The sequence below is a fragment of the Bacillus sp. AF23 genome, from assembly GCF_020861455.1.
Classification (GTDB): domain Bacteria; phylum Bacillota; class Bacilli; order Bacillales; family Bacillaceae; genus Bacillus; species Bacillus halotolerans.
Map to the genome: position 1 here is coordinate 232,134 of NZ_JAJHVY010000037.1, position 14,913 is coordinate 247,046.

Below are 14,913 nucleotides of genomic sequence, written 5' to 3' on the forward strand. Positions count from 1 at the left end.
TTCACTCCTCCATATTCCTAGTTTTCAACTGTTGTAAAAGATTGATAGAATTCCGGTTTTTCCTTCAATTCAACCTTTTCTTTTTGTCCAGATTCCTGGGCTTTTACACACGCGTCAGTCGTAACGGCAGCAATATAGCCGTCCCATGCCGTCGGCCCGCTGACTTCGCCTTTTTTCTGGATCGAATCAATGAAGTCTTGGATTTCCACATCGTACGCGTCCACAAAGCGTCTCTGCCAATCCATCAGGATATTTGTGCTGAATTTGCCTTCTTTTCTCATGCTGATGCTTGATGGTTCAGGAAGCTTGATGATGCCGTCTTCTCCAACGATCTCACATTGAATGTCATAGCCGTATTTACAGTTCACATAGATTTCAGCATTGATGACGATACCGCCTTTTGTTTCAATGACTACGATTTGCGGATCTTTTAAGTGCGGCAGGGCATTTTTTGATTTTTTCGGATAGATGACTTGAACGGACTCGTAGTCATCATTGACGAGCCAGTGCAGCACATCAATTTCATGAACAAGTGTATCGACAACGGCCATATCCGTTGTATAGTTATCAGCTACATTTGGGTTGCGGTGCGCGCAGTGAATCATGAGAGGCTCGCCGATGACATTGTTGTCGAGCGCCTCTTTCAGCTGTACGTAACCGCTGTCATAACGGCGCATAAAGCCGACTTGAACGAGGCGTTTCCCCGTTTTCATTTCCTCTTCGACGATGCGCATGCATCCTTCAGCAGTTGTCGCAAGCGGTTTTTCACAGAATACATATTTCTGGGCTTTAATCGCTTTCAACACACTCGATTCGTGCGCAGGCCCCCAGCTTGTCACTAGGACAGCGTCTACATTTTCATCTGCCAGAAGGCTGTCATCATCAGGATATACTGCAGCGTTTAATTGGTAGTGCTCGACGACGTTTTGTGCGGCTTCTTGATTCACATCCGTTACAGCTACAATTTCTGCGCCGGACAGTTTGTTTGTGATGCGGTTAATATGTTCTTTTCCGATTGCTCCAGTTCCAATAACACCAATACGTAAACTCATTGACAGCCACTCCTTCTGTTGGTTACATCATTTTGCTTTCTGTTTCTTGCTTTACTTGGCTCCGAGGCGATCCGTAGAGTTCCTCTTGAATTTGTTCAAGCGACTTGCCAGATGTATTCGGCGCGAAAAGAAGCCCGATCATCATGCTGGCCGTCACACACCCGAGGAGAATTGCAGCCATCGTTCCAATGCCGAAATGGCTGATAATCATTGGGACAAACAGACTCCAAATCCCTATTGAGATACGAACAAGGAAAAACATCAGTCCTTGTGCGGAAGCACGGTATTGAGTAGGAAAAATTTCGCTGGCCCATAATTGATAGTTCGCCTGCTGGCCGGCCCCGTTATTGATCCCCATCACCACGATAAACAGAAGCAGAACCGGCAGTCCTTCAACCGGGAGCAGAAACAGCGTCCAGCCGATGACGGCCATAAAAGCAGCGATTCCAAAAACCGTTTTTCTATATTGATCTGCAAAGGGCATAAAGATCAGAGCGACCCCAAGACCGGTAAAGATAAACAGACCCATTTGCAACAGATTTGCCATGTTGGCAGATACCCCGCCGACCTGCTGATAAATGTAAGGCATAAAGAAGCCCATAACGCCGGCGGCTAAGTTCCAAACCAAGTACACACCCATTAAAAACAGGATGCTTTTTACATACTTAGGCTTGAGCAAATCAAAATACGAGGTTTTATTCAGTACGGCCGGCTTCTCTGCCGCCTGTGTGTCTGCGGGCTGATTTTTCTCCTGCCACGCATCTGACTCCGGAAGCCTGATTCTCAGGATGTACGTAATCAGCGCAATCACAAGCAGATGGGCAAATACGATTTTATTCCCCAAGAGGCCTAAATCACCGACCAGTACGGAGAGAAGCAGCACAACGACTGCACCCGCGGCCCAAGCGACTTGTGCCACACCACAATGGCGGGCCCGATTTTTCTTTGGCGCATTTTCTGCAATAATGGTCCATGATGCGGTAATGTCAGCTCCCACTGATAAACCGATAATCATGTAACCGCTTAACAACATGGGGAAATTAACCCCAAACAGAACCAAACAAATCCCTAATGCATAAACCAGCATGCTATTGGTATAAACAGCCTTCCGCCCGACTTTATCAGCCAGATACCCTCCAAGCAGGGCGCCGACAGCGGCAGAAATGGCATTTGCGCTTAGCGCGCCGAGCAGCCCGATTTGCGTATCAGATAGCTTTAGATAACTGACCCATAACGATAAACCGGCAGATCCAGCCACAATCGAACCGGCATCAATATAGTTGGCCAACGCTGCCGCGATTGTCCGTTTATTGAAGGCTGAATCTGCATTGGTATGGCCCATATATTCAGTCCCCATTACGCCAAATCCAGCAACTGCTCATCAATATAGTTTCTCGCGATCAATGCATACTCAAGCGGGTTTGCGACATCGGGGTCCTGTTCAGCTTCAATGACAATCCATCCGGAATAATTGTGCTTTAACAGCAGCTGATATACGTCTCTAAAATCAATGCAGCCGTCACCGGGAACCGTAAACATGCCTTGTAAAAACGCTTGCTGAAACGATTTCCCTTCAAGTTTGCATTTTTCCATGACATTCAGCCGGGCATCTTTAAAGTGGACATGTTTAATGCGATCGATATGCTTTTTCAGCATGCCCATGTAGTCACCGTCAGAAATATACGCATGGCCCGTATCGTAGAGGAGGTGCACATGTGCAGGATCTGTTCCCTCCATCAGGCGGTCCACTTCAGCCGCTGTTTGGACGCCGGTGCCGAGATGGTGATGATATACCAGCTTTAAGCCATGCTGATTGGCAATTTTCCCAAGATGATTTAATCCTTCACAAAGCCGTTCCCATTCCTCATCAGTAAAATGCGGCTTCTCTGTGAACACGTTTTTCTCCAGACTTTGCACGCTGTACGTTTGTTCAGAGACAACTGCGACATCCGCGTTTACTTGCTGCAAATACTCACAATGCAGGGTAAATGCCTTTGCCGCTTCACCAAGTCCGTCACGCAAAATAAAACTGCTGAACCATTTTCCCGCAATGCGTAAATTCCGAAGCTTAAGCTCTTTATTAAGAATGGAAGGCTCAGGGAAAAAGCCCCCGACTTCCGTACCTTGAAAACGCGCGACAACAATATCACTTAACAAATGCTGAAGTGTATTTCCCGCTCCGATTTCAGGCATATCATCATTCCGCCACCCAATGGGAGCGATCCCCCACAGGATTTCATGTTTGTCCATCATGATGCCTCCCCTCTAATACTGCTTAGCAGATTCGAGCATTTTCTCTTTTGCTTCATATGCTTTTTGAACGCTTTCTTGTTCAGATACTTCAGCCACTCCGACATGCCACCAGCTGTCATAGCCGTCAGTCATTGTTTTTGGCAGCACTTTCATTTCAATCAACGTTGATACGTCTTGTTTCTTCGCATCCTCTAATGCCGCTTTTAACTCTTCTACTGTGTTAGCACGGTACGTTTTCGCGCCGTAACCCTCAGCGACTTTCGCGTAATTGACATTCAAGATTTGGTTGTCATCTGTGCGGAACTCACAGTAGTAGCTGCCGCTTCCGTGGTCCATTTGCAGGTTGTTGATACACCCGAATCCTGAGTTGTCAAAAAGCAGCACATTGATCTTCTTGTTATACTGAATCGCTGTGATCAGCTCGGAATGAAGCATCAGGAAGCTGCCGTCTCCGACAATGGAATACACTTCTCTGTCTGGGTGAGCCAATTTAAGCCCCAGTGTGCCGGACACTTCATAGCCCATACAGGAATATCCGTACTCCAGATGATACGTATTCGGAACATTGGAGTGCCACAAACGCTGCAAATCTCCCGGAAGAGAGCCTGCCGAACAGATAATCACGCTGTCTTCAGGAATGGTATCGTTAATCGTCAGCAATGCCGTTGTTTGCGGAAGCTCGGTATTCAACGCGTCAGCGTACTCGTTTAGAATCTCTTGAGAGAAATGATGTTTGATTTCCGGATCAAAATCTTTCCGTTTAAATGTCACATTGCTGAGGCGGTCACGTTCAGCGAGCCATTCGTCCTTCAGCTCTTGAATCGTTGAGCCAAATTCACTCTTATAGCCTTCAAGCAGGCCGTGCAGTTTGCCAAGCGTCACTTTCGCATCCGCCACCACTTGGAACGCATCGAGTTTATACGCCTGCATTCGGCTGACATTGATGTTCAGAAACTTCGCTTTATCAAAATCAAAAGCGGTCTTAGAGGATGTTGCAAAATCCGTATATCTTGTGCCGATACCGATAATCAAATCCGCTTGGCGGGCCGCCTTATTTGCCGCGAGTGTTCCTGTGATGCCCATTCCGCCCAAGTTGTTCGGAAAATCAGCTTCCACAGTCGATTTGCCTGCCTGTGTTTCAACCAGCGGAATGTCACAGGCCTCAGAAATGGCGATTAATTCATCGCGCGCACCGGAATATTTCGCGCCTCCGCCTACGAGGATCACAGGGTTTTTGCTGGCTTTAATCAGCTCCGCCGCACCTAGAAGCTCACGCTCGCTCGGCTGCATGCGATCAATATAGTGAACCCGTTTGACGAAGAAACTTTCATCGAAATCGTACGCTTCGCCTTCCACATCCTGAGAAATGCAAATGGTCGCCGGACCCGCTTTTGCCGGATCAGTCATGACTTCAAAAGCGCGAAGCAAGCTGCTCATCAGCTGCTCAGGGCGTGTAATGCGATCCCAGTATCTCGATACAGGCTTCAATGCATCGTTTGTTGTAACCGCCGCACTGTACTCTTGCTCCATTTGCTGCAGTACAGGGTCGGGCTGCCTTGTCGCAAATGTATCTGCCGGAATGAAGAGAACAGGAATATTATTTGCTAATGCAGTGCCGGCTGCCGCCACTAAGTTGGCCGCTCCCGGTCCGACAGATGTTGAGACCGCGTAAATTTTTCTTCTCAGCATTTGCTTGCTGTACGCCATTGCGGCATGCGCCATTCCCTGTTCATTTTTCCCTTGATAGACTTTTAAATGGCCTGCATCCTGCTCAAGCGCCTGGCCAATCCCTAAAACATTTCCATGACCGAAAATCGTGAAAATCCCTTCTACAAAAGGCTCTTCCTTTCCATCTACATGGATGTACTGCTGGTTTAAGAATGTAATCAGCGCTTGTGCTGTTGTTAAGCGAATTTTCTTACCCACAAACGATCCCACCTTTACTCGATCTTTTTCAATTATGACTGTGCTTCAATAAGCTGTGCGATTTCATCCGCCGTCGGCATGGCTTCCGATGAGCTGTGCTTGCTGACAACAATGGAGGCTGAGGCGCTTCCGTATTTCAATGCCGTTTCAATGTCTTTGCCGCTGACAAGTCCATAGATAAAGGCCGAAGCATACGAGTCACCGGCTCCGAAGGTTTTCAGCACTTTTGTCTTGTACGCTTGGGCGCGGAAGACTTCGCCGGATTTGCTGTATGCGTAAGAGCCTTCTACGCCATGCTTGATGACGACAAGGTCGGCTGAATGGTCAAATAAATAATTGACAGACTCTTCATTGCTGCCGCCTGTGCGGTTTTCCATGACATCGAATTCATCCCGTGTTCCGATGACGATATCGGACTGCTCAGCAACCAAAGAATAGTAAACAGCTGTTTCATCGGCTGACTGCCATGTATATGGGCGATAATCCAGTTCGAACACGACTTTTACCTGATGCTTTTTCGCATATTGAACGGCTTTTAACACCGCTTCCCGTGATGGGCTTTTGGCGAGCGCTGTCCCGGACACGAGCAGCATTTTCGCATTTGCGATGTAGTCCTCGCTTACCTCTGAAGGCTCAAGATAAAGATCGGCCACGTCATCGCGGTACATTAAGATGCTGCATTCTTCCGGGCTCAGAATTTCAGTAAATGCGAGACCGGCTTTATGCCCTTCCTTATCAACGATCATTTGTGTTGTGTCTACCCCGGTGTTTCTCATATAGGCCTCTATGAATCTGCCATGCTGGTCATCTGGAATTTTGCCGATAAAGCCCGCTTTTAATCCCAGCTTTGAGCTGCCGATCGCGATATTCGCAGGTGAGCCGCCGACGTATTTCGAAAATGTCATCGTTTCTTCCATTGGGCGATTGTATTCAACCGCGTTCAAATCAATACACGCCCGGCCGATGGCAACAATATCAAAGTCCTTCTCTTCATTGAATGTATACTTCATCGTAAACAGCCACTCCTCACTTGTTAGCGTTCTAAAATCCACTCATGAGCCGGATCATTATGAAACTTCCATTTTCGTGTCGGTCCTGCCATGGCATTTAAATAGTAGGACGTATATCCGTCCGGCACACCTACCGGGTGATATCCCGCAGGAACGATGACAACGTTTTCATTTTCTACAGTCATTGTCTCGTCAATGGAGCGGTCATCTGTGTATACGCGCTGAAATACAAAGCCTTGCCCCGGATCTAATTCATGGTAGTAGGTTTCTTCCAAGAAGGATTCCTCCGGCAGGTTGTCTTGATCGTGTTTATGAGGCGGGTAGCTGGACCAGTTTCCGCTGTCTGTATAGACTTCAACTACTAATAGACTGTTAGCTGAAGGGTCTGAATCCGGAAGAATGTTGTGAACGGTCCGTTTGTTGGAAAACTTTCCGCGATGTTCAATCCCGTTGTCTTCCGCCTTGATCAGCTTTGTCGGAAGCTGTTTCTCTGATGGCGAATAGCAAAGCGCCACTCTCGCATCACTCTCTGCCGTAATCTCAAAGGCACGGTCATTGGAGATATAGACGCTGTCTGTCGGTTTTCTCTCAAATACGCTTTCACGCGTACCGATATGTTCAAACGCAGATTCATGATCCGTCACTGTGATTTTTCCCGTCACTGCCACAATGCAGATTTCTTGTTTTTTCAATTCTTCTGTATAGCTTGAACCGGATGCGAGTTCTAACACTTTAAACTCTACATAGGTAAGATCCGAGTTTGATTTCGTTACTTCATGCACAAGCTTGACGCCTTTTGATACTTCATTCGACTGCGGCTTACGCAACAAATGACTCATGGTTAAGCCCTCCTCTTTCTATGGTAAGAATGAGTCCGAACAGCGCAAAGACACGCCGTTCGGCTGTTCGTCGTTTAGTTGAAATCAGGTGCCGGGTATCTTGCTGTCACCACTTTTTTACGCGTGTAGAAGTCAACGCTGTCTTTACCGTTCGCGTGCAGCGTTCCGAAGAATGAAGACTTCCAGCCGGAGAATGGGAAAAACGCCATCGGTGCCGGCACACCCAGGTTGATGCCGAGCATTCCCGCGTCAATATTTTCACGGAAGTAGCGGATGGCATTCGAATTGGATGTGAACAGGCAGGCGCCGTTCGCAAATTCAGACTTGTTGGCAATCTCAATGGCTTCTTTCAGGTTTTTCACACGAATGACGGATAGGACAGGAGCAAAGATTTCGTCTTTCCAGATCGTCATCTCTGTTGTGACATTATCGAAGATTGTCGGGCCGACAAAGTAGCCGTCGTCAGACACATTTTCACGTCCGTCACAAACGAGTCTCGCGCCTTCTTCCAGCCCTTTTTCAATGTAGCTGAGCGTGCGTTTCTTGTTGTCCTCACGAATAACCGGTCCCAAGAACACGCCGTCATCAAGGCCGTTTCCGATTTTAATCTCAGCGGCTTTTTCTTGAAGCTTCTCCATGAATTCATCAGCGATACCTTCTTCAACTGTCACAACCGCACAAGCCATGCAGCGTTCTCCGGCTGAACCGAAGGCTGCTCCGATGATGTTTGTGATCGTGTCTTCGAGATTCGCATCATTCAGAACAATCGTGTGGTTTTTCGCGCCTGTCAGAGATTGAACACGTTTTAAGTTTTCGCTTCCTTTTTTGTAGACGTATTCACCGACCGGCTTTGAGCCTACGAATGAAATCGCTTTAATTTCAGGATGCTCGAGGATGCCATTCACAACGTCATGCGCACCGTATACGACGTTGAAAACACCTTTTGGAAGGCCCGCTTTTTCAAAAAGCTCAACCAATTTCTCCGTTAACAGCGGCGTACGCTCAGACGGTTTTAATATAAATGTGTTGCCGAGTGCAATTGCCATTGGGAACATCCAGCAAGGAACCATCATCGGGAAGTTAAATGGTGCGATTCCGCCGACAACTCCAATTGGATACCGGTAGTTCGCCGCTTCCACATCCGTCGCAATAGAAGCAAGTGAGTCACCCATCATCAGAGAAGGCGCGCCGGCCGCGAACTCAACGTTTTCAATCCCGCGTCCCACTTCCCCCAGAGCTTCTTTTGTGTTTTTGCCGTTTTCGATGGTAATCAGATGAGCAAGTTCTTCTTTATGCTGAGACAGCAGCTGCTGGAAGTTAAATAGAATTCTTGCACGGCGCGGAACCGCCACTTTCGACCATGTTTTAAATGCCTCACCCGCTGTTTGAGCCGCGTAATCAATATCTTCTTTTGTAGAAATCGGCACTTGGCACAGCACTTCTTTCGTAGCCGGATTGATAACGTCTTCATATTGATCCGTTTTGCTTTCAACCCATTCACCGTTGATATAGTTTTTTAATTTTCTGATTTCTGCCATTCTTATTGCCTCCTTCATTAGTAAACACATACACTTGTATGGATGGTTCAGGATAGATTCTAAGATAACAATTAAACGCTTTCAAAAAAATAAAAAAATCAATGGTTAGATACACTTTTTATGTAAGCAACCATATCATCACTGAAATCGCACACAACAGGTTACTTTTTGGTCATTTCTTGGTTATATTCTAATCGTATAATACCCATAAGTCAATCATAAACACTACATTTTTTCATTATTTTTATTATATTAATCTTTTAATCAATGAAGAGAGGTAAGAGAAGTCCGGCGAATCTTGCAAAAGATACATACCAATGTTATCATTTTTTAAGCAACTATTGATTAACTTTTGGTTTTTATTATATATTTACATTACTTTAAGATTCAAGAAGGAGTTTTTTGTATGAAACTGATGCGGATACAGGAAATGGAGGAGTACATTTTATCACATGGCACTGTTTCCTTAGATGAGCTGTGCCAGGTTTTCAATGTTTCGAAAAACACAGTCAGACGCGATATCAACAAGCTGACGGAAAAGGGTGCGATCGAAAAAGTATACGGCGGCGTAACATCAATTGAGAAAACCGCACTTGTTCCTTTTGAGAATCGCACCATCCAGCACCAAGATGAGAAAACAAAAATTGCCCATTATGCTTCCCGGTTTATTGAAGATCATGACTTAATCTTCATTGACTCAGGAACAACCACAAAATCGATTCTCGATACGCTTGATCCGAACAAAAATGTCACCATTTTAACCAACAGCTTGGACATTATCAATGCGGCATCTGCTATGAAGAATATCAACTTAATCATTATCGGAAACAACTATAAAAGAAAAACACGCTCCTTTGTCGGCATGGATGATCCGGGCACTTTGGAGAAGTACAATATCAATAAAGCCTTTATGTCCGCAACCGGAACAACACTGACACACGGACTGACCAATTCGGATCTGCTCGAGTATGACATTAAAAAGAGGATTTCTGAAAAAGCGAAAGAAGTGTATTTATTGGCCGACCATTCAAAATTCGGAAAATCAACGCTGCTGACCTATGCGCCCTTTGACAGACTGCACTGTATTGTGACCTCTCAGCCGTTAGATGACGAGTACACGCAGTACTGCCATGAGCACCAAATCGGCATTCATCTGGCCTAACGTTTACAATAATGTTGAGAGTCTTTCATCAATTTTATTCCAGGAGGTAGATCATGAAAAAAGCAACACTCGGAAAATCAGACTTGCAGGTATTCCCTATCGGATTAGGAACAAATGCTGTCGGAGGACATAACCTCTACCCGAATCTGAATGAAGAAACCGGAAAAGAATTGGTTCGCGAGGCCATTCGTAATGGCGTGACCATGTTAGACACCGCTTATATTTATGGCATCGGCCGTTCGGAAGAGCTAATTGGTGAAGTGCTGCGCGAGTTCAATCGTGAAGATGTCGTCATTGCCACAAAAGCCGCGCACAGAAAAGAAGGAAATGACTTTGTTTTTGATAATTCGCCTGAGTTTCTGAAAAAATCAGTTGATGAAAGCCTGAAACGTTTGAATACCGATTATATCGATCTGTTCTACATTCACTTTCCGGATGAACATACGCCGAAGGATGAAGCGGTTAACGCACTGAATGAAATGAAGCAAGCCGGAAAAATCCGTTCCATCGGTGTCTCCAATTTCTCTCTGGAACAGCTGAAGGAAGCCAACAGAGACGGTTTGGTCGATGTGCTTCAGGGTGAATACAACCTGTTAAACCGTGAAGCGGAAACAACCTTCTTCCCGTATACGAAGGAACACAATATTTCATTCATCCCTTACTTCCCGCTTGTATCAGGATTACTGGCCGGAAAATATACGGAAGATACAACATTCCCTGAAGGAGACCTGCGAAACGAACAGGAACACTTCAAGGGCGAGCGTTTCAAAGAAAATATCAGAAAGGTCAACAAACTGGCGCCGATTGCTGAAAAGCACAACGTGGACATCCCTCACATCGTATTGGCTTGGTATTTGGCAAGACCGGAAATTGACATTTTAATCCCTGGAGCAAAACGTGCCGATCAGCTGATTGATAACATCAAAACAGCCGATGTAACGCTTTCTCAGGAGGATATTTCGTTTATTGATAAGCTGTTCGCATAATAAGAAAACAGCCTTCTCCATGGGGAAGGCTGTTTTTTTTGCCCATAAATTGGTTTGATTTTGATACAAAACTTACAAAAAGAGCCATGAATCCGATAAAATAAAGGTAGTTTATCTCAGAAAGAAAGTGATTGAAAAAGCTAAACATGATATGAAAGATTGATATGACGCTAGAATGAGCTAGCAATAGAATAAGCTCATCAGCTTCTATCACTTTTACTGACGATTCAAACCAGAAATAACGGGCCGTTGCGGTCTATGGAGGAAACAGAATGAAACTGAAATATGTTAAAGCCTTAGTTGCAGTAACCGTTGCTTTAGGTGTACTGCTGCCATCAGCCATTTCTCACGCAAAAAGTTTTAGCGGCCGCTCATCATCCAGCCACAGCAGCCGAAGTTCAAGCTCGTCATACAGCGGAAGCTATAAATCCAGCCAGAAATCAAGCTACAGTTCAGGATCAAGCTCTTCAAGCAACAAGTCCAAAACGTCTGATTCATCATCATCATCATCGATTTCACTGAAAAAGAAATCTTCCGAAAAGACAAGCTCATCAAGCTCTAAAAAATCGTCAGGCACGTTTTCCGGCGCCACATCAAAAGTAAGCGGAAAGACATACAGCGGAAAAACATCTAAAGCTTATGTTGGCGGACGTTATGTTTCAGTGAATCATTATTACAATGCAGGATTCTCGCCATCAGGATGGTTTGGCTATTATAGCGGATTCACAACAAGCATGTTCATGATCAGCATGATGCACCCTTGGGGTTACACCTATCATCCAGTCGGGGGCCCGGGCTATGTTTCTTATGGCGCTTCGCCCATTGCCTGGATCGTGGATATCATCGCTTTGATCATTATTTTACTCATTGTCATCGCACTGATTCGTGCATTTAAAACACCGAAGACGTACAGAAGGAGCTTTTAGGTAATGAAATTGGTATTAAATGAGCAAGAAATTGTAGACGGGATTTGTGTGTATATTTCTAATGAAGAAGAGATTTACCCTGAGGACGTTGAAGTAAAAGAGCTGTCTTACAACAAGCGTACAGGATTCTTCGCTGAAGCCAAATATGGCCTGCATCACAAGCAGCTTGAGTCAGATGACATTTCAGAAGGCATTATTCAGTTCTTAGAGGAATACCACAACTTCAATCCAGACGTTACCGTCGTTGAATTGCAATTTGATAAGAAAAAAGGTTTCTCCGCCTTGGTTTTTGTCAACGAGGGAGAATAAAAATCAAGACCTTACTCCGCGCGAGTAAGGTTTTTTGATGTTTTTCCCCTCCGGCACTTTTCCGGTAAACAGGAAGAGCACACTGCCTAGAGATAACATGCAAAGCCTCCTTTTACTCATATCCTTGCGTGAAAAAGGTTTTGGCGCTTACAATGATTTTGAAAGGAATGATTACAATGGCAAATGCTCAATTCCCTCTTATCACACAAAACCTTTCTCTCGATCTCGTGAATACTGAAATCATAAGCTATGATAAACGGCACGATCTCATCCAGTCAGAAAAAGACCTGATGACATGGTTTGAAATAATGGGAGAAACTGCTCCTTTTCTCAGTTCTTTGACGCTACAGGAAGTCCGGGGACAATTGCAGCGGATTCATCAATTCCGGGCTGAACTGAGAAAACACTTTGAGCGTATCGCCAAAGGCAGTGAACCTTCTACAGCTTTTATCTCTTTCCTGCAAGATCAAATCGCCGCCGCTCCTTTTTCTTATCAAATCTTAGATGACAAACTTGCCCGCATTCCGAATGGAAAACCAGATGATTCTATTTTATCGCTTATCGCTTACGATGCCTTATGGCTGATTCATACAAAAGAAATTCAACAGCTGAAACGGTGTGCGAACGAAAAGTGCATTTTGCTTTTTCTTGATAAAACAGGAAGGCGAAAATGGTGCTCCATGAAGATATGCGGCAACAGACAAAAAGTCTCACGCCATCAGAAAAAAATCAATAATGAGTAAAAAACCGTTCCCCAGAGAACGGTTTTTTTACCGAGGTTAAAACTAACCATTAAAAATAAAATTGACAGGTTAGTTTATAGCTATTATCCTATACATACTGGGAGGGATAAATTTGGAAAACAACTTCTTTTTGAAAATGAAAGGGACAGGAAAGACGCCTTTACGGGTAAACGGAAAGGACGCCGTCACAGGCTTTTTAGGAGGATTCATCACCATTCTGGCGCTTGCAGTATTGACCTCTTATACATCAAGCCTATGGTTAATGGCCCCTTTTGGAGCGAGCTGCGTGCTGGTATTCAGCGCTTGGAATGCACCTTTATCACAGCCGAGAAATGTGATTGGCGGGCATTTTATCTCTGCACTTACAGGGCTGGCTGTCCTTCATATATTCGGGGCTCATCCCTGGACTTTTGCATTGGGGACAGGGCTTGCCATCTTTTTCATGATGCTGACCAAAACCACTCACCCTCCTGCCGGCGCAGATCCCATTGTGGTCATTCAAGGGGCGTATACTTGGAGTTATTTACTGTTTCCCGTTTTCATTGGATCTGCCATCATCGTGATCATCGCTCTCGTGATCAATAACTTGCGTAAAAACCGCCAATATCCCTCGTTTTGGCTTTGAATTTCCTTTTGTGAAATCAATCTTTTTCAAACAAATGTTTCAAATTGATTAGGAGTAGGGTACTAATCTATTAACTTTGTTACACGTAGTACATACTCACTGGCTCAAAGACTGAGGAGGAACATTTGTGAAGACAAACACAAGGAAATATATGATCTACTTTTTCGGCGCTTTAGGGGGGCTGCTTTACGGTTATGATACGGGTGTCATCTCGGGAGCGCTGCTGTTTATCAACAATGATATCCCTTTAACAACACTGACAGAAGGATTGGTTGTCAGCATGCTGCTCCTCGGCGCGATTTTCGGTTCCGCTTTAAGCGGCACGTGCTCCGATCGCTGGGGCAGGAGAAAAGTCGTATTTGTTTTATCCATCATTTTTATCATCGGGGCGCTTGCTTGTGCATTTTCTCAAACCATTACCATGCTGATCGCGTCTCGGGTCATTCTCGGCTTGGCCGTAGGCGGTTCAACGGCGCTGGTGCCTGTATATCTTTCAGAAATGGCACCGACAAAAATCCGCGGAACACTCGGCACGATGAACAATTTAATGATTGTCACCGGTATTTTACTTGCATATATCGTAAACTATCTATTCACACCGTTTGAAGCGTGGCGCTGGATGGTGGGGCTGGCTGCGGTGCCTGCCGTGCTGTTATTAATCGGGATCGCATTTATGCCTGAATCACCAAGATGGCTCGTGAAGCGCGGACGTGAAGATGAAGCGAAACGAATCATGAAAATCACTCATGATCAAGAAGATATTGAACGTGAACTGGCAGATATGAAACAAGGGGAAGCAGAGAAAAAAGAAACAACACTCGGCTTGCTAAAAGCCAAATGGATTCGCCCTATGCTTCTCATTGGCGTCGGCCTCGCCGTTTTCCAGCAGGCCGTCGGCATTAACACGGTTATCTACTACGCGCCAACCATTTTCACGAAGGCCGGTCTCGGCACATCGGCATCGGTGCTCGGCACAATGGGAATCGGCGTACTCAACGTCATCATGTGTATTACAGCTATGATTTTAATCGACCGCATCGGCCGCAAAAAGCTGCTGATCTGGGGAAGCATCGGCATTACGCTGAGCTTGGCCGCACTATCGGCTGTACTCCTGACGCTGGGGCTCTCAACATCAACAGCTTGGCTGACTGTTGTTTTTCTCGGAGTTTATATCGTATTTTACCAGGCAACATGGGGTCCGGTTGTATGGGTTCTGATGCCTGAGCTCTTCCCATCCAAAGCGCGCGGGGCCGCGACGGGCTTTACCACTTTGGTGTTATCGGCAACCAACCTGATCGTGTCGCTGGTCTTCCCGCTGATGCTCAGCGCCATGGGCATCGCATGGGTTTTTACAATTTTTTCAGTTATTTGTCTTCTCTCATTTTTCTTCGCCCTTTACATGGTACCTGAAACCAAAGGGAAAAGCTTAGAAGAAATTGAAGCAAGCCTGAAAAAACGTTTTAAAAGAAAGAACAACGGACAAAGCCGTATGCTCAATGAACGGACGTCATAAATAGAAAAAGGAATCGTCTCATCGGGACGAT

14 protein-coding genes are annotated in these 14,913 nt (G+C 45.5%); 7 read left to right on the forward strand and 7 right to left on the reverse strand.

Annotated elements, in window-relative coordinates:
* Positions 1-17 precede the first annotated feature (17 nt).
* From iolG to iolA, 7 genes are all read right to left on the reverse strand, one after another.
* Positions 18-1,052, reverse strand: a complete 1,035-nt coding sequence (gene iolG, locus LNN34_RS20505) for a bifunctional inositol 2-dehydrogenase/D-chiro-inositol 1-dehydrogenase (protein WP_044160087.1) — start codon at positions 1,050-1,052, stop codon at positions 18-20.
* A 22-nt stretch (positions 1,053-1,074) separates the two neighbouring features.
* Positions 1,075-2,394 (reverse strand): myo-inositol transporter IolF, encoded by a 1,320-nt coding sequence (gene iolF / locus LNN34_RS20510; protein ID WP_229044441.1) that lies wholly within the window; start codon positions 2,392-2,394, stop codon positions 1,075-1,077.
* A gap of 14 nt (positions 2,395-2,408) precedes the next feature.
* Positions 2,409-3,302 (reverse strand): myo-inosose-2 dehydratase, encoded by an 894-nt coding sequence (gene iolE, locus LNN34_RS20515; RefSeq protein WP_101865034.1) that lies wholly within the window; start codon positions 3,300-3,302, stop codon positions 2,409-2,411.
* A gap of 15 nt (positions 3,303-3,317) precedes the next feature.
* On the reverse strand, positions 3,318-5,231 hold the full coding sequence (iolD, locus tag LNN34_RS20520; protein WP_101865035.1) for a 3D-(3,5/4)-trihydroxycyclohexane-1,2-dione acylhydrolase (decyclizing): 1,914 nt from the start codon (positions 5,229-5,231) through the stop codon (positions 3,318-3,320).
* Positions 5,232-5,263: 32 nt separating this feature from the next.
* Positions 5,264-6,241: a 5-dehydro-2-deoxygluconokinase gene (iolC, locus tag LNN34_RS20525; protein ID WP_059292173.1), complete on the reverse strand. Its 978-nt coding sequence runs from the start codon at positions 6,239-6,241 to the stop codon at positions 5,264-5,266.
* A 23-nt stretch (positions 6,242-6,264) separates the two neighbouring features.
* On the reverse strand, positions 6,265-7,080 hold the full coding sequence (iolB, locus tag LNN34_RS20530) for a 5-deoxy-glucuronate isomerase (RefSeq protein ID WP_101865036.1): 816 nt from the start codon (positions 7,078-7,080) through the stop codon (positions 6,265-6,267).
* A 74-nt stretch (positions 7,081-7,154) separates the two neighbouring features.
* Positions 7,155-8,618 carry a methylmalonate-semialdehyde dehydrogenase gene (iolA, locus tag LNN34_RS20535; RefSeq protein WP_069486678.1) on the reverse strand — a complete coding sequence of 488 codons (1,464 nt, stop codon included), beginning with the start codon at positions 8,616-8,618 and terminating at the stop codon, positions 7,155-7,157.
* A gap of 406 nt (positions 8,619-9,024) precedes the next feature.
* Between iolA and iolR the strand changes: the two genes are divergently transcribed.
* The 7 genes from iolR to LNN34_RS20570 all read left to right on the forward strand — a co-directional run bounded on the left by iolR (position 9,025) and on the right by LNN34_RS20570 (position 14,882).
* Complete coding sequence (gene iolR / locus LNN34_RS20540) at positions 9,025-9,780, forward strand: myo-inositol utilization transcriptional regulator IolR (protein ID WP_024123450.1); 756 nt, start codon at positions 9,025-9,027, stop codon at positions 9,778-9,780.
* 53 nt (positions 9,781-9,833) lie between these two features.
* Positions 9,834-10,766 (forward strand): aldo/keto reductase, encoded by a 933-nt coding sequence (locus tag LNN34_RS20545; RefSeq protein ID WP_024123451.1) that lies wholly within the window; start codon positions 9,834-9,836, stop codon positions 10,764-10,766.
* 272 nt (positions 10,767-11,038) lie between these two features.
* Positions 11,039-11,692 (forward strand): hypothetical protein, encoded by a 654-nt coding sequence (locus LNN34_RS20550; RefSeq protein ID WP_229044442.1) that lies wholly within the window; start codon positions 11,039-11,041, stop codon positions 11,690-11,692.
* A gap of 3 nt (positions 11,693-11,695) precedes the next feature.
* A complete protein-coding gene (locus LNN34_RS20555) occupies positions 11,696-12,001 on the forward strand; it encodes a DUF2653 family protein (RefSeq protein WP_044160104.1) in 306 nt (101 codons plus the stop codon).
* A gap of 176 nt (positions 12,002-12,177) precedes the next feature.
* Positions 12,178-12,744 carry a CGNR zinc finger domain-containing protein gene (locus LNN34_RS20560; RefSeq protein WP_229044443.1) on the forward strand — a complete coding sequence of 189 codons (567 nt, stop codon included), beginning with the start codon at positions 12,178-12,180 and terminating at the stop codon, positions 12,742-12,744.
* A gap of 112 nt (positions 12,745-12,856) precedes the next feature.
* A complete protein-coding gene (locus tag LNN34_RS20565) occupies positions 12,857-13,369 on the forward strand; it encodes an HPP family protein (RefSeq protein WP_044160106.1) in 513 nt (170 codons plus the stop codon).
* 127 nt (positions 13,370-13,496) lie between these two features.
* Positions 13,497-14,882 (forward strand): sugar porter family MFS transporter, encoded by a 1,386-nt coding sequence (locus LNN34_RS20570; RefSeq protein WP_059335289.1) that lies wholly within the window; start codon positions 13,497-13,499, stop codon positions 14,880-14,882.
* Positions 14,883-14,913 lie beyond the last annotated feature (31 nt).